Genomic DNA, 22,607 nt, shown 5'->3' with positions numbered 1-22,607 from the left:
GGCAAAGGGATCCGACCCCGTCAGGACCCCATCCTGCGGTGGGCGAGGGGGCCTGAATCAGGGACAATAGCGTCCCCGCCGCCCCACGCCTGCTCCCGATGACCGATTCCGCCCCCCAGCACCCTGCCCGCATCCTTGATGGCCGCCGCATCGCCGAGGACCTGCTCGACAGCCTGAAGGTGCGCGTCGACGCCCGCGTGGCGGCCGGTGGCAGCCGCCCGGGCCTGGCCGTGGTGCTGGTCGGTGGCGACCCGGCCTCGACCGTATACGTGCGCAACAAGCGCCGTGCCGCCGAGAAGGTCGGCATCGAGGCACACGACTACGATCTGCCGGCCGGTACCACCGAGGCCGAGCTGCTCGAGCTGATCGACCAGCTCAACGCCGATCCGAAGATCAACGGCATCCTGATCCAGCTGCCGCTGCCGGGCATCCCCGATGCGCGCCGGCTGATCCAGCGCATCGACCCGCGCAAGGACGTGGACGGCTTCCACCCGGAAAACGTCGGCCACCTGGCCCTGCGCGAGTTCGGCCTGCGCCCGTGCACCCCGCGCGGCATCACCACGCTGCTGGGCCACACCGACCAGCCGGTGCGCGGCCGCAACGCCACCATCGTGGGCGTGAGCAACCATGTCGGCCGCCCGATGGGCCTGGAGCTGCTGATCGCCGGCTGCACCGTGACCAGCTGCCACAAGTTCACCCCCAAGGACGTGCTGGAACAGGCCGTGCGCAACGCCGACATCCTGGTGGTGGCGGTAGGCCGCCCCGGCATCGTGCCGGGCGAGTGGGTGAAGCCGGGCGCGGTGGTGATCGACGTCGGCATCAACCGCTTGGATGACGGCCGCCTGGTGGGCGATGTCGGGTTTGAGGCGGCTGCCCAGCGGGCGAGCTGGATCACCCCGGTGCCGGGTGGCGTGGGCCCGATGACCGTGGCCACGTTGATGCAGAACACCCTGGAAGCGGCGGAAGCGCTGAGCTGACCTTTTGGGGTGGGGGCAACCGTTGGCCTGCTCCTGGTAGGTGCCAACCTTGGTTGGCACACATCCATCGGGGCCATCGGCCCATCTGGGGTGCCGGTGCCGGACGGATCGTGCCAACCAAGGTTGGCACCTACCAAAGGCGGTTCCGTGGGGGTTCCCAAGAGGCGCGTGGCCCCGGTCCGTCGCCCTGAACCAATCGCCGCCGGCGCGACACTGCGTCGCATCTACCCCCTGCCACGCGGCGCGAAAAAGGGGTAAAATGTCGCGCTTCCCCACATCTCGGGTATGCCGATGCTGCGCATCCAGGCTGAAGCACTCACTTACGACGACGTCTCGCTCGTCCCCGCCCACTCGACCATCCTGCCCAAGGACGTCAACCTCGAAACGCGGTTGACCCGAGACCTGAAGCTCAAGCTTCCGATCCTGTCCGCCGCGATGGACACCGTCACCGAAGCCCGCCTGGCCATCGCCATGGCCCAGCTCGGCGGCATGGGCATCATCCACAAGAATCTCAGCCTGGAACAGCAAGCCGCGGAAGTGGCCAAGGTCAAGAAGTTCGAGGCCGGTGTCATCCGCGACCCGATCACCGTCGGCCCGGAAACCACCATCCGCGACGTGCTGGCCCTGACCCAGGCGCACAACATCTCCGGCGTGCCGGTGGTGGGCAGCGACGGCCAGCTGGCCGGCATCGTGACCCACCGCGACATGCGCTTCGAGACCGAGCTGGACGATCCGGTCCGCCACATCATGACCAAGAAGGATCGCCTGATCACGGTCAAGGAAGGCGCCGCGTCTGACGAAGTGCTGCAGCTGCTGCACCGCAACCGCATCGAAAAGGTGCTGGTGGTCAATGATTCGTTCGAACTGCGTGGCCTGATCACCGTCAAGGACATCCAGAAGAACACCGACTTCCCCAACGCTGCCAAGGATCTGTCGACCCGCCTGCTGGTCGGCGCTGCCGTCGGCGTGGGTGGCGATACCGATCGCCGCGTGGAAGCGCTGGTCGCCGCCGGCGTGGACGTGATCGTGGTCGATACCGCGCACGGCCACTCGCAGGGCGTGCTGGACCGCGTCAGCTGGGTCAAGAAGAACTTCCCGAACGTGCAGGTCATCGGTGGCAACATCTGCACCGGCGAAGCTGCACTGGCGCTGCTGGACAGCGGCGCGGACGCCGTGAAGGTCGGCATCGGCCCGGGCTCGATCTGCACCACCCGCGTCGTCGCCGGCGTCGGCGTGCCGCAGGTCACCGCCATTGATCTGGTGGCCGAAGCGCTGCAGGACCGCATCCCGCTGATCGCCGACGGTGGCATCCGCTACTCGGGCGACATCGGCAAGGCGCTGGCCGCCGGTGCCTCGACCATCATGGTCGGCGGCCTGCTGGCCGGTACCGAGGAATCGCCGGGCGAGACCGAGCTGTACCAGGGCCGTTCGTACAAGAGCTACCGTGGCATGGGTTCGCTGGCTGCAATGGAGAAGGGGTCGAAGGACCGCTACTTCCAGGACGCCGCCACCGCCGACAAGCTGGTGCCGGAAGGCATCGAAGGCCGCGTGCCGTACCGCGGCCCGGTGGGCGGCATCATCCACCAGCTGATGGGCGGCCTGCGTGCCACCATGGGCTACGTGGGTTGCGCCACCATCGACGAGATGCGCAGCAAGCCCAAGTTCGTGAAGATCAGCGGCGCCGGCCAGCGTGAGAGCCACGTCCACGACGTGACGATCACCAAAGAGCCGCCGAACTACCGCGCCTGATGCGCTTGCGAACTGCTCTTGCGATTACGGGCAGCCTGCTGATGGCAGGCTGTTCGTTGTCCGAACCGCCGCCGCGCTCCGGGTCTCCGGGCGCGGCGGTTTCGCAATTGCAGGACGTGCAGGCGTGCCAGAACGCGTTCTCGCTGCCGAAGGGCTGGCAGGTGCAGGCCGCTGGCGAGCAGCGCTGGCTGCTGAAGGGCGCCGGCGAGCGTCCGCTGCAGGTCATCCTGCGGTGCGTTACCGATCTGGGTGACAGGCTTGAAGACCCCGTGGTCACCGCCGAGCTGGGGCCACTGGAGCCGAAACGGATGAGCGTACAGTCCGCGTTCTGGGGCAACGCCGTGGATTCCGGTTACCCGATGCGCGCCTTTCAACGGCGCATCGTGCCCGGCACCGAAGTGCAGGAAATCGCCGAGCTGCCGCGCGCTGATCGCGCCAACCCCAACGCACCGCATGGCCTGCTGATGCTGCGCTGGGACGAGGAAGACCCCTCACATATTCAACAACGCGAGGCGTTCATCGCCACGCTGATGCAGAGCCTTGAAGCGCCGGGCGCTGCGAAAAACACCACTGGAACGGCACCATGACCAACATCCATAACGACAAGATCCTCATCCTCGATTTCGGCGCGCAGTACACGCAGCTGATCGCCCGCCGCATCCGCGAGCTGGGCGTCTACTGCGAAATCTGGGCTTGGGACCACAACCCGGCCGAGATTGCCGCGTTTGGCGCCAAGGGCATCATCCTGTCCGGTGGCCCGGAATCGACCACGCTGCCGGGTGCGCCGGCCGCGCCGCAGGAAGTGTTCGACAGCGGCCTGCCGATCTTCGGCATCTGCTACGGCATGCAGACCCTGGCCGCCCAGTTGGGTGGTGCTACCGAAGCCGCTGACCAGCGCGAATTCGGCCACGCCGAAGTGAACGTGATCAACCCGGATGCACTGTTCAAGGGCCTGAGCGACCACGGCGGCGAGCCGAAGCTGAATGTCTGGATGAGCCACGGCGACCACGTCTCCGTGGCACCGCCGGGCTTCACCATCACCGCCACCACCGACCGCATTCCGGTGGCCGCCATGGCCAACGAAGAAAAGCGCTGGTACGGCGTGCAGTTCCACCCGGAAGTGACCCACACCCTGCAGGGCCAGGCGCTGCTGCGCCGCTTCGTGGTGGACGTGTGCGGCTGCCAGACCCTGTGGACCGCCGCCAACATCATCGATGACCAGATCGCCCGCGTGCGCGAACAGGTGGGCGATGACGAAGTGATCCTGGGCCTGTCCGGCGGCGTCGATTCGTCCGTGGTGGCTGCGCTGCTGCACAAGGCCATCGGCGAGAAGCTGACCTGCGTGTTTGTGGATACCGGCCTGCTGCGCTGGCAGGAAGGCGACCAGGTGATGGCGATGTTCGCCGAGCACATGGGCGTTAAGGTGGTGCGCGTGAATGCCGCCGACCGTTACTTCGCCGCGCTGGAAGGCGTGAGCGACCCGGAAGCCAAGCGCAAGATCATCGGCAACCTGTTCGTCGAGATCTTCGACGAAGAGTCGAACAAGCTGAAGAACGCCAAGTGGCTGGCGCAGGGCACCATCTACCCGGACGTGATCGAGTCGGCCGGCAGCAAGACCGGCAAGGCGCACGTGATCAAGAGCCACCACAACGTGGGCGGCCTGCCGGAGCACATGAAGCTGGGCCTGGTGGAGCCGCTGCGCGAGCTGTTCAAGGACGAAGTGCGCCGCCTGGGCGTTGAGCTGGGCCTGCCGCGCACCATGGTCTACCGCCATCCGTTCCCGGGCCCGGGCCTGGGCGTGCGCATTCTGGGCGAAGTGAAGCGCGAATACGCTGAACTGCTGGCCAAGGCCGATGCCATCTTCATTGATGAGCTGCGCAAGGCCGATCTGTACGACAAGACCAGCCAGGCGTTTGCCGTGTTCCTGCCGGTGAAGTCGGTGGGCGTGGTGGGTGACGCGCGCGCTTATGAGTGGGTGATTGCGCTGCGTGCCGTGGAGACGATTGATTTCATGACGGCGCATTGGGCGCATCTGCCGTATGAGTTCCTGGGTACGGTGAGCAACCGGATCATCAATGAGTTGCGGGGGGTGTCGAGGGTTGTTTATGACATCTCGGGGAAGCCGCCGGCGACCATTGAGTGGGAATGAGTTGAGAGAACGAGGGCGCCGAGAGGCGCCCTTGTTGTTGGTCGTGCCCGCTATCTATTCATCAGGCGAATGGGAGATAGTGGGCAGGTCGTCTTCCACAGGTCCCATCGCCCGCAAGGGGGACCTGGTACGCGTGCATTGAGAGGGCATCGACTATGCGCTGCTCGACGAATTGACCCATCTGAAGACGCACAATTTCAGCCCGGCGCTCTACCAGTTCCTAGCTCGACACCTTCCCGACGAGATACAAGCCAAGACCCACCTGGACGGAATAGTTGACCTGATGTTTATTCGATTTCTCAATGGGGTTCTTGGGAGAAGCAGCTACTGGGTAAGCGGCTCCTCGGCAAAGAATTGCCAGGCTGCTGGTTGCAAGGCCGCGGCCCTTTTTGACCCGAACGGGTGTCGACTGGGGCTTTGGTCGGTGGTCAAGCCTCTCCGGATAATGTTAAATGCCGAGTTGTCGGCCGGAGATTGAGACTCTAAGATCAATCCGCGTCAAGGAACGATCCCAAATCATGGTGTGCTCTGAATACGGCATATCGGGGGAACCACGCGACAGTGCATTCTAGGAGGGCATGGCTGCACTAAGATCCAGTTGTACAAAGGGGGGAAGGTCAACCACAGGTTGCTTTGCGGATAGGTCATTTGACCGAACCAAGGGGCCGGTTATTGGATAGTAGCGCGCTAACGAGGGACTGATGCTCAACGACTACGGATTTGAAAGTGCGCAATGGGATGCGGCTAGGCAGCAAGCAAAAGCTATCCTCGTTGATGTTGCGACGCGCAAAGGCACGATTGCCTACTCTGAGCTCGTCGGCCAGATTAGTGCGCTCCGCCTAGAGCCACATGACGCGAGGTTGTTTCATCTTCTCGGGGAGATCAGCAGCGACGAGGACAAGGCCGGTCGAGGTATGCTTACTGCTATCGTCGTACACAAGTCTGGCGATATGCAGCCCGGGCCGGGGTTCTTCGAGTTGGCCAGATCTCTAGGTAGGAACACTACGGATCCGTTGGTTTGCTGGATATCTGAGTTCAACAAAGTGCATGACTACTGGGCCAATAGGCACGACCGAGCATAAAGATTCATTCAATCCAAATCCGCGTCGCGGCCCGGCTTTTTTTTGGCTTGGAGCCTCGCAGGGGAGGGCATATGGCGAGCTTCGAGTTCACGGCAAACCAGTCGTTTCTGCATGCTTCTGGCCATCCCATCACCATCCCAAAGAGTCAGCTCACCCATGATGAGTTGCTCTCTCTCAGGCTTGATCACAAGCATGTCTTAGTTACGCTCCCTCATGGTGAGCGATTTGAGGCCGAGATCTATTATGGCAATGCGGGATATGGTGAGTATTATCAAATTCGCTTCAATGGTGGCAGCCGCAGCCTTCCCGGCTACATCAAGCTCAATGACCAACTGATTGTCCTGCTAGAGAAAGCTGCCGGCCGTAGTCACGCAACGCTGGAGTATCAGGTGTGAGCCTGGCGATTCATTCAAGTCGAAGAAATTTCGTGGCACGGCCTAATTCTTGCATTGTAAATGTCCGTTCCTTTCCCCTAAAGGACACTGGGAATTGTGGGCCAGCGCCGCGACATGCCTGTTGGAATCTTGATTCTCGCAGAAAATGAGGTTGCAGTTTTCATCTTCACGGCATTGCGACTAGAAACTATATTCAAGCCGGACTCGCTTCGCGGATCGGCTTAACTCACACGTTGGCACCGCAAACAAGCTCATGACGGATCTCACGCACAGCAAGAAGGTAACCGTGTCCCTTGAGGAGCTGGCAAGTGATTCGCAGCAGTTAAAGCGCATCATGATCGAACTGGTTTCTCCTCCCGGGAGCCCTATGTTCCCATTGGATTTCCTAGCCCTCGCGGCTACGAAGCGCCATGCCAGTACTACCAGTGCATTTGTGTCTGCCATCAATTCTTGGAACATGGTCGTCGCAAGATCACTTCTGAGAATTCATATCGACACTTCGCTGAGATTTTCCGCAGCGTGGCACGTTGAAAACCCCCATGAGTTCTCCATGGAGGTTCTAAGGGGCGGGCGGATAGACAAGTTGAAGACTAGGTCCGGGGATCGTCTTACGGATGCGCATCTGGTGAAGCTCCACACGGACAAGCATCCTTGGCTCCCCAATGTCTACGAGCATCTTTGCGGATACGTGCACTTCTCCGGCTCCCATATCATAGATTCAATCAATGATCTGAGTGGCGGGGACCGGGCAATTGAGTTCTTGATCTCCGATCAAGACCGAAAATTTCCAGACTTCAGTTGGCTTGAGGTGACGGAGTGCTTCCGAGAAGCAACGGGGATCCTTGAGACCTATTTGCGTGGTTGGGGTGCAACCAAGCGATTGTCACCGGATCAGCTTAAATCACTACGAAGAGATACCTAACGTTATTCCAATCCGAAGCTGCTTCGCAGCCTGGCTTGTACGGCCATCCAGGGGTGCGGAGGATGGGGCTAGATCAGAAGTTTGCAGATATTTTCCAGTTGTTCGTGATTTCGGGGTCAAACCGCGGTTGTTCGCCGGCTTGTTAGCCGGACCCCGCCATCCTAAGATCGCACTGCATCAAGGGGAAGGCCCGCCATACGGCGCATCGTGGGTAATTCGTATAGCCGGACCTGCGGATCCTTTTGTCTATTATGTAGTTTGGCCTACAGGGGAAAATCATGGAAGCTGATACTAGGGCGTGTGTCGCTTACGTAGCACTGCGGCTAATTTCAGGAAAACAGTCAAGTTCGGTGTACGACTACTCTCAAGGTAGGTACATCAGTATCGGAGGTGCCATATCCGAGTCAAACGTCAAGGTTTATGACTACAGTCGTTCTGCGCATTTTGGGGGAAATGGCCACGATGGCCGCTTCAAGCTCTACGACTACGGCCATTCGCGCCACCTGAGCCTTGAGGTCAGTGGGAACCAGTACAAAGGCTATGACTATGGAGCTGGCAGCCATTTCAGCGGCAAAGTCAATGGTTACTCAACAGCGCTGTACGACTACGCCAATGGCGCATATTTCAATTATTCGGTGTAACCATAAATAATACACTCAAGCCGACGCCGCCTTCGCGGCTTGGCTTAACCAAGGCGTTAGGTGTCAATGTCCCTTTTCGACTTCAGAGCCAATTGGAAGGAGGAGTTGGTCATAGATCCTAAGGCAGGGGTCTACTAGCGGCGGCAGCGCTCAACAATTCATTCAAGCCTAGCAGCGATGCGGATGACTTGAGTCGACGCTGTGAACGACCGCTGCTGGCCGGAAGCTGCCCCGCGGTCCAGCTGGTTTCGATAGAAATGCAACCATCCACTTGTTGGGCAGTGTGGACATGATCCGGCGAAGAATTGACCTACGCCTGTGCCACCGATTACTGCGACTTCGCGGTACCGTTTGCAATTGCATCGGACCCGCAGAGTCGAGCGGTGTCTCTGGTTGAAGAATGTTTCCAAAAGGAATAACTCTGAATGCAGTTCATCGTCGACGGACCTGATATCCCGGACGCGCTCCTGCAGGCGCACGAAGAGGGTCGTGTGGTGTTCTTCTGTGGCGCGGGAATTTCCTACCCTGCTGGCCTGCCAGGTTTCAAGGGGCTGGTAGAAAGGATCTACCGCCTGAACGGTACGGCTCTCTCGGACATTGAGCGCGAGGCCTTTGATCGAGGTCAGTTCGACGCAACCCTCGATTTGCTCGAGAGACGCTTGCCTGGCCAACGTCTGGCCGTTCGTCGAGCATTGGCAGAGGCACTCAAGCCAGAGCTTCGCCGCAAAGGAGCAATCGATACACAAGCGGCGCTGCTACGTCTTGCGCGCGGTCGCGATGGCGCAGTCCGTTTGGTCACTACAAACTTTGACCGCATATTTCACGCAGCTGCCAAGCGCACAGGTCAGACGTTCCAAACCTACGCCGCGCCGATGCTGCCAATTCCGAAGAACAGCCGTTGGGACGGGCTCGTCTACCTACATGGCTTGCTGCCTGAAAGGACGGACGCCACTGCATTGAACCGGCTGGTGGTCACCAGCGGCGATTTCGGTCTGGCTTACCTCACGGAGCGCTGGGCCGCGCGGTTCGTAAGCGAGCTGTTCCGCAACTACGTGGTGTGCTTCGTGGGCTACAGCATCAACGATCCGGTGCTGCGTTACATGATGGATGCACTGGCAGCCGATCGGATGCTGGGCGAAGTTACGCCGCAAGCTTGGGCGCTGGGCGATTGCAAACCGGGTGAGGAGCGCCGGGCAACCATAGAGTGGGAGGCCAAGGGCGTAACGCCCATCCTTTACTCCACCTCTGCCGGAAGCTACCCCCATTCGGCACTGCACCATACCTTGCGCACCTGGGCTGATACCTATCGCGATGGTGTTCAAGGGAAAGAAGCCATCATCGTCAAACATGCTTTTGCACGTCCTCAGGACAGCACTCGGCAGGACGACTTCGTCGGGCGCACTTTGTGGGCACTATCGGATAAGTCCGGTCTACCGGCAAAGCGCTTTGCGGAGCTCAATCCGGCCCCGCCACTAGACTGGCTTCTGGAGCCACTGTCGGACGAGCGCTTTACGTTCATCGATCTGCCGCGCTTCCGTGTTCCGCCTCAGGCAGAAGTAAATAGCAAGCTGCGATTCAGTCTGATTCGCCGGCCCGCGGCGTATGACCGCGCCCCTTCCATGTTGCTGGTGAGTGGCGGTGTGAGTAATAGTGATTGGGACGATGTGATGTTCCAGCTCGCACGCTGGTTGGTGCGACATCTCGATGATCCGAGGCTGATCATTTGGATTGCCGAGCGCGGGGGGCAGTTGCATGACCGCTGGAAGTGGTTGATCGAGCACCAGCTCGATCTCGTTGCAAGGCTGGAGCGCGATGGCAATACCTCTGAACTCGACGAAATTCGCTTGCAATCACCCAAAGCTGTTCCCGGTTTGTTGATCCGCACCTTGTGGCGACTTCTGCTTAGTGGACGGTTGAAGTCACATTGGCGCAATGGCGATCTGTACCGATGGAAAGGTCGTCTAAAGCGTGAGGGGTTGACCACTACCATGCGCCTAGAATTGCGAGATTTGCTTGCGCCGAAGGTGGTATTGAAGAAGCCGTTTCGTTGGGGCGAGGACGATTCGAGTGACAGCCAGGAACTCACGCGCATCAAACAACTGGTTGACTGGGAGCTAGTGCTGAGCGCAGATCACGTGCACTCGACCTTGCGCGACCTTTCCGACGAGTCGTGGAAGTCTGTGTTGCCGGTTTTGCTCGAGGATATCCAGCAACTTCTACGTGACGCATTGGACTTGTCGAGAGAGTTGGGCGAGGCGGACGACCGCAGCGACCGCTCATACTGGGATTTGCCGTCCATCACGCCGCACTGGCAGAACCGTGGTTTCCACGACTGGGTAAGCCTGATCGAACTACTGCGCGATGCGTGGCTGATGGTCCGCTCAAGCGATAGCGCGCGCGCGCGCCGTTACGCCGAGGGCTGGTTCGAGTTGCCATACCCAACGTTCAAGAGGTTGGCTCTTTTCGCCGCAAGCGAAGAAGACTGCGTCCAGCCCGAGCAATGGGTGGACTGGTTGCTGGCAAACGAAACTTGGTGGCTGTGGTCGCCTAACACGGGGCGCGAAGTATTTAGGCTACTCGTTCTGCGGGGCAGGCACTTGGAGGGGGAGTTGCAGGGGCGTCTGGAAAGCGCGATCTTGGCTGGTCCACCGCGTGAAATGTACCGCGACGACTTGGAAGCGGGGCGCTGGCAAGAGTTGGTGACTCGGTCCATCTGGCTACACTTGGCTAAACTGAGTTCATCGGGACTTGTTCTGGGTGTGCCAGCGGCGGAGCGTTTGGCTGAAATATCCGTTTCTTATCCGCAATGGCGGTTGGCCACCAACGAGCGTGACGAGTTCTCACATTGGATGAGCGGCACCGGTGACCCTGACTACCAAGAGACCCGCGACGTCGACATTGCGCCCCGGAAGCGGCAGGAACTAGTGCAGTGGCTAGCAAAGCCAATACCCGAGCGGCGGCCTTTCTACGAAGATACGTGGCGTGACGTCTGCCGTACGCGCTTCTTCCACAGCTTGTTCGCCCTTGGCGATCTAGCAAGAGAAGATGTGTGGCCAGCTGAGCGATGGCGCGACGCGCTTCAGACTTGGGCCGAGGATGAGACGGTCGCGCGATCTTGGCATTACGCCGCGCCGATAGTAGTGACAATGCCTGATGCCGTGTTTCAGGAAGCTAGCCGCGCCATCACGTGGTGGTTGGAGGCTGCCTCTAAGTCCATCAGTTGCCATGAAGAAATCCTACTTAGCATCTGCCGGCGCGTCTTGGCGCTTCCGCTGGATGAAGATTTAGGCTCTCGCCTCATACGTGATGGAGTGGAGGTGTATAACCCCGTCGGCGCTGCGATCAATCATCCCGTCGGACAGGCTACGCAGGCCTTGATCAACCTGTGGTTCAAGGATGCTCCAAGTGACAATGATCTGCTTGCAGTGAACATCAAGCCGATCTTTACCCTTCTGTGCGACGTGGAGGTAGATCGATTCCGCCACGGTCGAGTTTTGCTTGGGTCACGGCTCATAGCAATCTTTCGAGTTGATCGACCCTGGACCGAACAGTACCTCCTGCCGCTGTTCAGCTGGGATAATCCCGCTGAAGCGCAGGCTCTGTGGGAAGGTTTTCTTTGGTCGCCACGCTTGTATCAACCGTTGTTGATGGCCTTCAAGTCGCAGTTCCTGGATAGCGCAAATCACTACCTCGATTTGGGAGAGCATCGGCGGCAGTTTGCGACCTTCTTGACATACGCCGCGTTGGGGCTAGTCGATGGATACACCGCTGAAGAGTTCCGATCTGCGTTTGGCGCGCTCCCACAAGAAGGCTTGGAAGAATGCGCCCAAGCGCTATTGCAAGCACTTGAAGGCGCAGCCGATCAGCGTGAAGACTACTGGAAGAACCGTGTGCAACCTTTCTGGCATGAGGTTTGGCCAAAATCTCGCGACATTGCTACGCCGCGCATTGCCGATTCATTGACCCGTCTGGTGATTGCTGCCCGCGGCGAATTTCCGGCAGCCGTAGGTGCAGTGCAGGATTGGCTACAGCCGGTCGAGCACCCGGACTATATCCTGTACCTTTTGCACGAGTCGGGCCTGTGCAGAGCCTTCGCGGACGTTGCATTGACCCTGCTGAATGCCGTGATTTGCGATCCACAAGGGGTGCCAGTCGAGCTAAGTCAGTGCTTAGATGAGATTGCAGAGGCTGTGACAGAGCTTGAGCAGGATGCACGTTACCTGCGGCTTCGCGAAATCACGCGCAGACGCGGTTAATCGCCGAGCGCGATCTGTGCTCCAGTTTGCTGGTTTTGGTAATCAATGGCAGTGAATGGAGTTTTCCCGTCGCCTAACAGAACGTTCTGTGCGTCCGCTACTAGTCGGAAGCGGACATTGTTCGATGTGATGCTCGACGAAGTCTGCCGTAGGTATGGTCCGGAAAGCACGTCACTCCGGTCTGACTTCGTGGCAAGCCCACTCAACCAACCCCCGGCAAGCCAGAAACAACCCATCCACTACCCCTTCATCCAAATGCCGCTCCGGATCCGCTGCCACGCGGCAGCGGTCTGCAGCGTGCAGCAGTTCCAGGACCGTGAGTGCCCCGACCACCGCGCGCTCCGTCCTCGCCAGGCTCACACGGCGGCCGGGTGACACATCGGTTTCCGGCCAAGGATGCCCATCTGCACCTTCGCAGCCGCGCATGCGCTTGAGGATGCCGAGGAGGTAGTTCAGGTCGGGCAGGGGAGTGTCGTCGTTGATGGGTTCAACAACGGTGTACGAAGAGAAGGTGTCGGATTCGTTCATGGCGTCGGCTTCCGTGGCTGTGCTTAACAGCGCCACCGCGAAGGGTGGCGGACGATGCGTGGCTGCAAACCGGAAGAAGCGATGTCATAAGACCGGCGGGCCCGAGGGCCCCCACGCACCGCCCGCCATACAGGCCGACGGATTGCCCGCCGGCACCGGTTAAGGACGGTGCCGACGGGCAAGCGCAAACTACAGACATCGCTTTCTTCGGGTTTGCAGACCCGACCACCCTTTGTCGGTGGCGCGCCATGGTGTTTACGCCGCCGCTTCGAATGCCAATAGAAATTCGCGAAGGAATCGCGGAATCCGAGAGCGAAGAGCTATTGTTGCACGCACCATTCGTGTAGCACGCGACACCAGCAGACGCATTCGCGCAGCTGCTCTGCTGATGGCGAATCAAAGTGGCGCAATCGACCATGCCACAAGCGAATAGCGCGACGGCCTTCTTTGCAACAGTTCTTAGTCCGCCTCGCCAGACAACGGCGCGCGATCAGCCGCACACCCCAAAAAAAGTTCAATCGCGACATCGTTAACAAGCCCCCGACCTCAACCAACGCCAGCCTCAGCCGCATTCCCCACCAGCAACTCGATCATCGCCCGGGCCGCCGCCGACTGCCGCCGATGCGGCGCATAGATCACCGAGAACGGGCGCGATCTCCCGCGCAGTTGCGGCAGCACTTCCACCAACTTCCCACGCAGCAACCGCTCGCGCACGATGAACGCATAGCTCTGGCAGATGCCGATGCCCTGTTCGGCCAGCGATACCACGCCCAGCACATCGTCGGAGGTCTCGATGGACGAACGCGGCAGCCAGTCCACGTCGCGCCCGTCGTCTCGGAAGATCCACGGGGCCAGCCGCCCGGTACGCGGCATCACGAAGGGCAGGCACAGGTGCTGCTGCAGGTCGTCCAGCGTCTGCGGCGTGCCGCGGCGTTGCAGGTAGTCCGGCGCGGCCACCAGCAGCAGCGGCGCGTCCTCCAGCTTTCGCCCCACGAGCCCGCTGTCCGGCAGCTGGCCCAGGCGGATGGCCAGGTCGAAGCCCTCAGCCACCAGGTCCACGTTGCGGTTGGTGATGTTCAGTTCCACCTGCACCTGCGGGTACTGCTGCGCAAAGCGCGCCAGCACGGGCGGCAGCCGGTAGTGGCCATAGGTGGTGGGCACGCTCAGGCGCACGCGGCCGGCCAGCGCACCGTCCTGGGCCAGTACGTCGCGCTCGGCGTCGTCCAGCAGCCCGAAGGCGGTGCGCACCTGTTCCAGATAGAGCCGCCCGGCGTCGGTCAGGCCCACGCGGCGGGTGGTCCGCTGCAGCAGCTGCCGGCCCAGCCGCGCTTCCAGGCGGGTGACCGCGCGGCTCAGCACCGAGGGTGTGGTGGATAGGGCCACCGCGCCGGCCGTAAACGAACCGTGCTCGACCACCGCAAGGAACACCTCCACATCGCCCAGGTAGTCGAACTTGCGGCTCATTTGGCTCTCCGAGGAACAGATGTTTTGCGATGGGGCCAATTTATCGCCGCTGGGGCGATGAATAAAGTGGCGGCCATTCCCCGATAGGAGCTACCCCATGAACCTGATGACCCGGCTGGCCGCAGCGCTGGCCCTGACCCTGGCGGCGACCGGCGCGCATGCCGCCAACGTGCTGGTGGTGCTGTCCGACGAAAACCACCTGGACTTGAAGGAAGGCAAGGTGCTGTCCACCGGCTTCTATCTCAACGAGTTGATGCAGCCGGTCAAGCTGCTGCTGGACGCCGGCCACGCGGTGACCTTCGCCACGCCGCAGGGGCGGGCGCCGACGGTGGATGCGTCCTCGGTGACGCCGGCGTACTTTGGCAACGATGCCGCGCAGCTGACGCTGCACAAGAATCTGCTGGAGAAACTGGCGCTGACCTCGCCGACGGCCTCGCCGGTGGTCAGCCTGGCGCGCGTGGAGCAGCAGGGCTACGGGCGTTTCGATGCGGTCTACATTCCCGGTGGCCACGCGCCGATGCAGGACCTGCTGAAGAGCCCGGCGCTGGGCCGGCTGCTTGCCGACTTCCACCAGCGCAACAAGACCACCGCGCTGGTCTGCCATGGGCCGATCGCACTGCTGTCCACGCTGCCGGATGCGGCGGGTTTCGTGGCGAAGCTGGAAGCGGGTGCGATGCCGGCTACGCCGAAGTGGATCTACAGCGGCTACCAGATGACGGTGATCAGCAAGCAGGAAGAAGAGCAGGCCAAGCCGCTGCTGGGCGGCGGTGAGATGAAGTTCTACCCGCAGACCGCGCTGCAGCGGGCGGGGGCGAAGTTCAGCAGCAACACCACGCCGTGGACCGGGCATGTGGTGGTGGACCGCGAGCTGATTACCGGGCAGAACCCGGCTTCTGCGCTGGAGGTGGGGCAGCGGTTGGTGGAGCGGTTGAAGTAGGGCGGGGCTGCACAGCAGGTTGCCAGCCTTGGGGCCGAGGGGCCAGCGCCTCGGCCTGTCTATGGAAGTGCCACCGTGGTCGGCAGAGAGGGCATCAGCCCTTCGCGAGCGCTATTCCTGACAGATCTTCAATCTGGGAAAGCGCGTGACGCGTCGCGGTCCAATCGCTGGCGTGCCTGATCGCCACGCCTCCGGCCGCTGTCCAGGCATCACAGTTCGCTTCGAAATCGTCGATCAGAACATCGCCCGGCTGGTGCATGAAAAGAGGCTTGTGCCTGCCGCCGAGTACCGGCAACACCAGGCAGGTTGCTGACAGGTGTTCGCGGACCCACTGTCGCTTCTGCATCGCGGCGAGCGGATAGTTCGATTTCGGGCAGGCTGTGAGAATCACCGGGTTCAAGTGGTGGATGCTGTGGAAGAACTCCACCGCACCGTGCATCGGCGGAAGGTCGCGGAAGAATGACGGGTGGTTGTTGATGTGCCCCCACATTTCATCGTCGGCGAGCACGCGGTGGTCCAGGCCAAACAGGGCGGGGAATGCCGCGTCGAAGTCGGCCATGACACCATCAAGATCTACGTAGATGGTGCGTCTGGATGCACTCGATCCATCTATGTGTTGGTTGGTGAGCGGGTCCATTACCGGCATGGTCTTCACATCATCAGCGTTCATTTGCGCGTTCTCCTTTCAAGAGTGGGCATTCTTCTTCATCGGTTCCCCAGTAGAGGGGCAAAGTGCTTGGTGATTGCGACAGATATGGCAGCAATCGCGATGCTGCCGGCGTCGGTCCAGAGCGAAAGAGTGATAGCCTGCAACCCCGCCAATGCGGAACGCCAGAGTGACTTTTGAGTCCATCAGGCGCTGCTGCAGCGGGATGGTGCACCGCGCCGTAACAACACAATATGGGCGCCACCAACCAGAATTGAAACTGAGATGGGCATCGCCTCACGGCGACGCCGCCCGGCAGATGCCGTAATCGGCACGCTTGAAACGCGGTATATATCGCCGCGATTCTTCAGAGGCATGCCGAGTGGCTGCTCCGGCCGTTGCCCAAGACGCATGGCCCCAGCCACTGGCTCATTTCGCAAACCAAGGAGCAATCTGGCGCGCTGGTGATTGGATAATCCCCAAGCGCTACGGAAAGGCCGAACGGGGATATGCCTGTGGCGCTCGTTCCAGACTCAAAAGGACGTCAACGAAATGGATGCTCAGCCACATTCAATGTACCACGCCGACCAGCGCGACCAACCCTGCCGAGGCGGTGCTTGAGGCCTTCTTCGCCAAGCACCGCACCCCGGCCTTGGTGCTGCAGCGTTTCTACCCGCCGGCGGCATTCCCCAGGGTTCGCAGCCGTCTAGGCGGTCTGCCGCAATTGCCCGATGGGATGGATTGGCCGGTTGGCGAGAGTTATGGCGAAGCGGCGCCGATGCACTTCCTGGCGCGATCGATTGGCCCGAGCTGCCACGCGTGGATCCCGATATGCCCTCGCAAGGCATGCTGTTCTTCTTCGCCATGAACGACGAAGAGCAGATATGGGACACGGACGAACCACAGCAACGCGTGCGAGTGCTGTACGCGGCTGAGGTCGCGGTCGGTCAGCACGTGGGTGCGCTGCCGGACGGTATGCGTCCGATTCTGGATGAAGGCCCCTCGGACCATGCGTACCGCAATCCCGCATGGCTGCTACCTGAGGAGGACGGGCCGTGCGTGCATGTTCAATGGCCCTTGGTGGCGCGGCGCATGGATACTTGGCCGGACGAGCTGGAGCTGCCGCCAGGTGAGGAAGATCGGCCGTATTACGATATCTACCCCTCGCGCCGGGACGAAATGCGCTTGGGTGCGGTGGTGGCGGTCACGGGCCTGTTTCCGCGCGCGGATGCAGCCACGGAATAGGAGCGCGCGCAGTCACCTGCGTGGACCTTCCCGGTGCAATGGCTGCGTTTCCAAGCCGATTTTCCCCAGGTAGGCATCATCATTGACCGCATTTCGCGGGTGATCGGCAATGAGCGGCGTGCAGGCAAGCGCGGGGGTATTGATTTCGCCGATATACGCGCATGGCTGAAGCGCGCCGCCGCCATTGGCCTGGATGAAGCCCTGGATGATGCAACGCGGGAGGCATTCCGTGAGTGGATTATCGGACAGATAAGCGGCGACTTCGGACGTATGACGCTGACCGACCTGGGCATGGGCCGGGCGTTCACAAAGGGGCTCCTGGCGGCGGTTGCCTACGCGGCAGGCTCACCCGTTGCGGCCGCACGCGTTCCTGCACTGATGTACCGCCACATGCAGGAAGAACATCTGCCGTTTGATGAAAGCCTAGGCACGTTGCCTGATGGCCGCAAGCGCTGCGCCGAGACGCGCGTGCACCAGATGCTGGGGCACGTACCGCGCTTGCACGGCATCGCGCCCGAGGTGGAGGGCAAGGGTGACGCGGTCTGCCTGCTGCAGTTGGCGTGTGATCCGGCGATTGATCTGGTCTTTGGTGACTGTGGCCAAGCCACGTTCTGGTTGAGTCGTGAGGATCTGCGCAACTGTAGGTTTGACCGCGCCGTGGGTCTGGTGGAGTTGCGCTGACAATCACGAGGCGCCCGTTGCGCTGGCGCGGTCATGCCGTGCCAGCAGCCTAAACCTGCTCGGCGGTGTCGCTGGGAGTGTTGGGCCATTTGTCCGGTAATGGGCCGCTAAGCAAAGCTAGAACAATTCGAGTCGGGTGATGTGGATCAGGAGTCCTACTGCTGTTGAGTCCGGGGAGAAATGATTGTTCGCTCCGTTCGTCGGTATATCGCTTGAATCTTAAGTCATACCCGCGCGCTGGGCTTGAATTGTTCATGACATTCTCTAAGATTGGCAGGAGCGCGGGGCAGCTTAGGGGAGGAGATTCACAGGTCGGCTCGATCCCGCGACCAGAAAATACTGGATAAAATAAGTGCTATGAACAAACCCAATGCAATAAAGTTTTCTTATTTTCTGAAGGGGTGGACCTTCCTGGGAGGCGACAAGTCTGAGCTGAAAGTCAAATCGGTCAAGGTGCTTCCCTCGGAGTACCTGCAGCACATGAAGGGGCACATCTTCTGCCCCGAATGCAGTGCGCCTCTCTTTCGTTCGCCGGAGGAGAAGGACTTCGCAAAGGATGGAAGGAAAGCATTCTTTGCCCATGCGCGGGGTATACAGACTGATTGTAGCTTGCGCGTGAAGAAAGTTGATGGGAAGCGGTACGAAAACGAGGAAGAAGCTGCAAAGGCAGTGGAGGATGATGAGCTGGTTGTGGTTCACGCTTTCATGCATGAAAGACCATTGCTACCTCAACTAGATGGTCCACTTGCTTACGACAGGGAGCCCAACGAAGACTCGAAGGGGCCACTGACAATTGCTCCGATTGGTCGGCATAATGGGGAAGAGTTTAAGTTGCCCAGCAGGGTAACTACTATTCGCGGACTGTGTCGAAATTTTGATAGCAATCTAAATAAGTATTTCTTGCTGCCTGGGCAGAGATCCGCGCGGGCTTTGCAAGATCAATTGATTCCCGTGAGCAATGTAATGGGGGTTGGCGAGACTCCGAGACTCTACGTTGGTCGCATTGCAGGATCGAAGAGCTATGGGTCCAATCCTTGGAATATGCGACTAACCTTCCTCGACTTCACAAACAAGAGCGAGTTCAAGGATTTTTGCCTAAAATCAAACAACAAGATAAGCGATGAGCACGGTATAGCAGACGATTCAAAGGGGCGAATTGCATTGGCTTACGGGAAGGTTACGGAGAGTGGCATAGGCTTGTGCATCGCAGATCTTGGATGGGGTGAAGTTGCATTGCTACCGAAGAAGTATGAGCACTTGTTGGATCTATAGAAGAGCCCGACTGGCATACTGAAGCGAAGGCCAAAATGGGCTGTGTCTCCAATTGCCTATGGGTCGGTTTTCATTACCAGTAGAGGTGGGCATCAGCTGATTCTGATGATTCCTCCTACATCTAGGAAATGTCAGAACAACTAGAGTCGGATGCATGGATCGGCAGTCTTGCTGCTGACGATTTGCGCAAGTCATTGATTGTTCGTTCCGCCCGGCACCGTTGCGCATGAACTTCAATCCCATGCCGCTCCGCGCTGGGGAGGCTCAGACTCTCCTTAGGCACAGGAGGTGCCGCATGGCATCATGCAAATGGGCTTTACTCTATGGGTGGGGCTGTTTCCCTAGGGAATTCATTCAACACGACATGCGAACGTCTTTTTTCATTCTCTCCGCCCTGTGCCTTGGACTGCTGTCTGGCTGCGCCAGTGGGCCGGACTACCACCATTCCAATCGCGAGATTACCGGCGCATTCGTGGCCGACGACGGTAAGCTGTACCTGCTGCCGGTCTATGACGAGTCGATGCGCTTCGACGCCGCGCCGTTCCGTGATTACCGCGCCTTGATGGACAGCCCGCTGCGCGAGGCCGTGGTCTGCGCGCAGCTGTACTTCCGTGAGGACTGGCGCGTGCCGGCCGACAGGACCAAGGTGCATGGCAGTTACGCGCTGCTGCTGCGACCGGAGCAGGTGACGCCGGAACAGGCAGCGCAGTTCAAGCTGGAGCGGTTGGAGATCAGCCCGCGGGTGGCCAAGGCCATCGCTGCGTTGACGCGCCAGCCATACATCCTTGAAGCCCGGACCCGCTACGAGCTGGCGGCCAACCCGGACTGCAATCTTTCCAGGAGGGCGGCAGCTATTACAGCGCGCTGTTCGAGAGTGATGGCGAGCGAGTGAAATTGCCGGATGCTGCGGCGCTGGCCGCGAAGGCGAAGCTGCCGCAGTCGATCACCGCGCGGGCGGAGCGGATTCGGCCGGACGATACGGACAAGCCGGGGGTTGGGACGGCGGCCGGAAAGGTGCTGGGTGCAGCGATGGTGCCGGTGGCGGTGCCGGTGTTTGTGTTGAGCCTGCCGTTCCTGGGGCCGGATCATTGGAAGTGATGGGGCGTTGAGGGAGCGCCATCCACGCACGGCGTGGCCCTACCGCCGGCCAGCTATCAGGTGGAGGCGCTCAGGCCTCCATCTCTACAGCCTGTTCATCAGCTGCCACGCACTGCAGTCGGGCCTTGAAGTATGCGGCAACCTGCGGGTCGGTCGCGTAGACGTAGCAGCCCTTCATCCCTCGGGTCATCAAGGTGCGGTAGGTGTTCTTGATGATGGTGTCTGCAAGCTCGGCTGCATGGGCGGGATGGGACTTTGAGAGCTTCACGAAGCCCTTCATGGTCTTGTCGTGCCGATCACGCGCGCGAGGCACGGTTCTGAGGGCGCCGTTCTCCATGATGAGGTCCGGCCCGATGATGACGCCGATGTAGTCGACTTCCAGCCCCTGGCAGGTATGGATGCATCCCACTTGGTCGATCGAGTCTGGCGAGATGATCCAGAGGCTTCCGTCGTCACTGAGGTTCCATTGCCGTCGGTAGTTGCCGATGACAATGTCCATATCCTTGCTGTTCTTCTTGCTGTTCCAGGGCCAGCAGTAACCTGCTACTACGCGTGCGCGGTTGCCGGCGTTCTTTGACTCGATGGCAGCATGCAGCGCGGTCGGGTCGTCGAATATTTGGAAGTCGTAATTGATCCCGTCCAGTGTAGGGTTCGCGGTTGGGCGGATCTGCAGCACGTCATCCAGCCATGCCAGGTAGCCGTCCGAGCCGGCGCAGCGGAACTGCGATGACAGGGCGTACTCTTCCACGGTAGCACCACGGGCAATCGCAAATTCCCGGATGGCTTCCTTGGTGCCGATATCCTTGAGCGTGACTCGTTGATCCTCATCAATGAAGAACACGCTGCACAGGGCAGCGTTGATCAGCTCCATGATCTGGTTCTTGCCCTCGTTTCCGTAGAATCCGCCTTGCTCGGTAAGCCGGTGTGCTTCGTCGACAATCAGCGCGTCGAATTCGTTCTCAGGGGAATCAATGAACGCCCCGGAACCGCCAAAGAAATGGTGCAGGCGCCCGTTGTCCTTCGATTTTCCAAGCGCATTGCTGTAGACCGCACGCGGTGCAGCATTCTTCGAGATGTACTTTACGTTCAGGCCATCGCGTAGCGTGGCCAGAAGATTCACAGCGACGACTGACTTGCCCGTACCTGGGCCGCCCTCAACAATGACGACACGGGGTTTCCTGTCTGCGTGGGCCTGAGCACATGCCGCCTTGGCTGCTTCGAATACATGTTTCTGCTCGTCCAGCAAGGTGAACGCGCTATTTCCCAACAGCAGCCGATACACTTCGTCGGCGAGTGCCTTGGAGGGTCGAATGCGCCCGCTGTCCAGTTCGGCCAGTACAGGCAGGCCGTTACCCTTGCCGGTGTACTGGCCAATGAAAGTGCGCAGATCCTCGAGGTCAGATGAGCCTTTCAGAAAGAGCGGCGCACGCTGGATGTAGGGCTGGTAGTGCGGCGAGTCGATTACGCCGTCCCGCGCATAGTTGTGCAGATAGGCACAGGGGTGAAGCTGGAGCTTGCCTTCATGGACAGCTTCGTTGAAGCCCTCCAAGAAGGCAGCATAGGACCACGCCTGATAACTGGGATGGACGCGCATGTCTCCCGGGCGTAGCTCGATCATGGCGTCGCGTGCGGAAGGCTTGATCGCCGACCATTGCTTAAGTTCTACGATGATGACGTGAGGCGACCCATCTGCGGCGTGACCGGTTAGGACAACATCGATGCGCTTTCGCGATTGCGGAAGAATGAACTCCACCGCCACGCCGATGTCCCCAGGAATGGAGGGGTGGTTCAGCGCGCGAGCAACGTATCCTAGTGAGGAACGCCAGGAATTGACCTCAGAATCGCTGACCTTGGTGCTCGTCGCTGCCTTGTAGCTGGCGAGGATGACTTCCTCGATCTCCTCATTGTTGCAGTGGCGAAGGAAGGCGTCCTTGTCCGCCTGATAAACGATCATGGCTGCGCCAGCTTGTTGTACTTGGTACTGACGCCACGCGAGAGATCGACCGGGTACTTGGCGGCATTCATGACCAGCTTGCTGCTGACGGCTTCATTCAGATCGATGCCGAGCACGTCCGACAGCCGGATGAGGTACAGGGCTACATCGGCGATCTCATCGCGCACGGCCTTGGCGGTGGCTTCTGAAGACGCTGCCTTGAAGGAGTCGGCCTCGGTCATCCACTGGAATATTTCGTTCAGCTCTCCGACTTCACCAGAGAGGGCCATGACAAGGTTCTTGGGGGAGTGGAACTGCGCCCAATCACGGGCTTCGGCAAATTCCTTGAGCGCTTGGGCAGCGCCCTGAACCTCGACAAGAGGGTGTTCCATGGCATGGCCTTATACGACACGATATGGCCAATTCTACCCATCCCGGCGGGGCGTAGGCGACATTTCACGCTGTGGCATCGGGAGAAGCGACGGGGATCTGGAGCAGATCTGGTGAGTCAAGGGTTGCGTTGCAACAGCGTCAGTAGGGCCGACGACAGTGGATACAATGGCTTTCTGCACCCGATGAAGCCCATCATCGTTGAAAGTAATGGGGCGATAAGGCGATAGCATCCACGCATG

At 60.3% G+C, this 22,607-nt stretch carries 17 protein-coding genes and 1 pseudogene; 13 read left to right on the top strand and 5 right to left on the bottom strand.

Annotation, left to right across the window (positions count from 1 at the left end; translation table 11 throughout):
- Positions 1 to 98 precede the first annotated feature (98 nt).
- The 8 genes from folD (at position 99) to dsr1 (ending at position 12,171) form a co-directional block, all read left to right on the top strand.
- Positions 99 to 977, top strand: coding sequence for a bifunctional methylenetetrahydrofolate dehydrogenase/methenyltetrahydrofolate cyclohydrolase FolD (gene folD, locus AC5P6H_RS08240; RefSeq protein ID WP_069117134.1), 879 nt, complete (start codon positions 99 to 101; stop codon positions 975 to 977).
- Positions 978 to 1,268: 291 nt separating this feature from the next.
- Complete coding sequence (gene guaB, locus AC5P6H_RS08235; RefSeq protein ID WP_032958143.1) at positions 1,269 to 2,726, top strand: IMP dehydrogenase; 1,458 nt, start codon at positions 1,269 to 1,271, stop codon at positions 2,724 to 2,726.
- A 107-nt stretch (positions 2,727 to 2,833) separates the two neighbouring features.
- Positions 2,834 to 3,313: a hypothetical protein gene (locus AC5P6H_RS08230; RefSeq protein WP_495202539.1), complete on the top strand. Its 480-nt coding sequence runs from the start codon at positions 2,834 to 2,836 to the stop codon at positions 3,311 to 3,313.
- Positions 3,310 to 4,875 (top strand): glutamine-hydrolyzing GMP synthase, encoded by a 1,566-nt coding sequence (gene guaA, locus AC5P6H_RS08225; protein WP_005413109.1) that lies wholly within the window; start codon positions 3,310 to 3,312, stop codon positions 4,873 to 4,875. The genes AC5P6H_RS08230 and guaA overlap by 4 nt, the downstream gene beginning before the upstream one ends.
- Positions 4,876 to 5,576: 701 nt before the next feature.
- On the top strand, positions 5,577 to 5,957 hold the full coding sequence (locus AC5P6H_RS08220; RefSeq protein WP_495202511.1) for a hypothetical protein: 381 nt from the start codon (positions 5,577 to 5,579) through the stop codon (positions 5,955 to 5,957).
- A gap of 71 nt (positions 5,958 to 6,028) precedes the next feature.
- Positions 6,029 to 6,352, top strand: a complete 324-nt coding sequence (locus AC5P6H_RS08215; RefSeq protein ID WP_495202510.1) for a hypothetical protein — start codon at positions 6,029 to 6,031, stop codon at positions 6,350 to 6,352.
- Positions 6,353 to 7,552: 1,200 nt separating this feature from the next.
- The gene (locus AC5P6H_RS08210) at positions 7,553 to 7,915 is read left to right on the top strand and encodes a hypothetical protein (protein ID WP_495202509.1); all 363 of its coding nucleotides are present in this window, start codon (positions 7,553 to 7,555) and stop codon (positions 7,913 to 7,915) included.
- 425 nt (positions 7,916 to 8,340) lie between these two features.
- A complete protein-coding gene (gene dsr1, locus AC5P6H_RS08205; protein ID WP_495202508.1) occupies positions 8,341 to 12,171 on the top strand; it encodes an anti-phage defense-associated sirtuin Dsr1 in 3,831 nt (1,276 codons plus the stop codon).
- Between the two features lie 171 nt (positions 12,172 to 12,342).
- Here dsr1 and AC5P6H_RS08200 read toward each other — a convergent pair whose 3' ends face one another.
- Both AC5P6H_RS08200 and AC5P6H_RS08195 read right to left on the bottom strand, forming a co-directional pair.
- A complete protein-coding gene (locus AC5P6H_RS08200; RefSeq protein ID WP_495202507.1) occupies positions 12,343 to 12,699 on the bottom strand; it encodes a hypothetical protein in 357 nt (118 codons plus the stop codon).
- A gap of 546 nt (positions 12,700 to 13,245) precedes the next feature.
- On the bottom strand, positions 13,246 to 14,163 hold the full coding sequence (locus AC5P6H_RS08195) for a LysR family transcriptional regulator (protein ID WP_495202506.1): 918 nt from the start codon (positions 14,161 to 14,163) through the stop codon (positions 13,246 to 13,248).
- A 97-nt stretch (positions 14,164 to 14,260) separates the two neighbouring features.
- Between AC5P6H_RS08195 and AC5P6H_RS08190 the strand changes: the two genes are divergently transcribed.
- Positions 14,261 to 15,100 (top strand): type 1 glutamine amidotransferase domain-containing protein, encoded by an 840-nt coding sequence (locus AC5P6H_RS08190; protein ID WP_495202505.1) that lies wholly within the window; start codon positions 14,261 to 14,263, stop codon positions 15,098 to 15,100.
- Positions 15,101 to 15,194: 94 nt separating this feature from the next.
- Here AC5P6H_RS08190 and AC5P6H_RS08185 read toward each other — a convergent pair whose 3' ends face one another.
- Positions 15,195 to 15,770 (bottom strand): 5' nucleotidase, NT5C type, encoded by a 576-nt coding sequence (locus AC5P6H_RS08185; protein ID WP_495202504.1) that lies wholly within the window; start codon positions 15,768 to 15,770, stop codon positions 15,195 to 15,197.
- A 717-nt stretch (positions 15,771 to 16,487) separates the two neighbouring features.
- Here AC5P6H_RS08185 and AC5P6H_RS08180 point away from each other — a divergent pair.
- From AC5P6H_RS08180 to AC5P6H_RS08165, 4 genes and pseudogenes are all read left to right on the top strand, one after another.
- On the top strand, positions 16,488 to 16,991 hold the full coding sequence (locus tag AC5P6H_RS08180; RefSeq protein ID WP_495202503.1) for a DUF1963 domain-containing protein: 504 nt from the start codon (positions 16,488 to 16,490) through the stop codon (positions 16,989 to 16,991).
- 33 nt (positions 16,992 to 17,024) lie between these two features.
- The gene (locus AC5P6H_RS08175; protein WP_495202502.1) at positions 17,025 to 17,672 is read left to right on the top strand and encodes a DUF1963 domain-containing protein; all 648 of its coding nucleotides are present in this window, start codon (positions 17,025 to 17,027) and stop codon (positions 17,670 to 17,672) included.
- A 357-nt stretch (positions 17,673 to 18,029) separates the two neighbouring features.
- The gene (locus AC5P6H_RS08170) at positions 18,030 to 18,944 is read left to right on the top strand and encodes a hypothetical protein (RefSeq protein ID WP_495202501.1); all 915 of its coding nucleotides are present in this window, start codon (positions 18,030 to 18,032) and stop codon (positions 18,942 to 18,944) included.
- Positions 18,945 to 19,308: 364 nt separating this feature from the next.
- Positions 19,309 to 20,042 (top strand): annotated as a pseudogene (locus AC5P6H_RS08165) (hypothetical protein).
- 70 nt (positions 20,043 to 20,112) lie between these two features.
- Here AC5P6H_RS08165 and AC5P6H_RS08160 read toward each other — a convergent pair.
- Together AC5P6H_RS08160 and AC5P6H_RS08155 are read right to left on the bottom strand one after the other, a co-directional pair.
- Positions 20,113 to 21,996, bottom strand: a complete 1,884-nt coding sequence (locus tag AC5P6H_RS08160; RefSeq protein ID WP_495202500.1) for a DNA/RNA helicase domain-containing protein — start codon at positions 21,994 to 21,996, stop codon at positions 20,113 to 20,115.
- Entirely contained in the window at positions 21,993 to 22,367 is a 375-nt protein-coding gene (locus AC5P6H_RS08155) for a nucleotide pyrophosphohydrolase (RefSeq protein ID WP_401747866.1), read from the bottom strand. Before AC5P6H_RS08155 ends, AC5P6H_RS08160 begins: the two co-directional genes overlap by 4 nt.
- Positions 22,368 to 22,607 lie beyond the last annotated feature (240 nt).

The organism is Stenotrophomonas sp. YJH_SMC_110 (assembly GCF_059369255.1).
The sequence above is the reverse complement of the archived record's forward strand: the minus strand, read 5'-3'. Positions and strand labels throughout refer to the sequence as shown.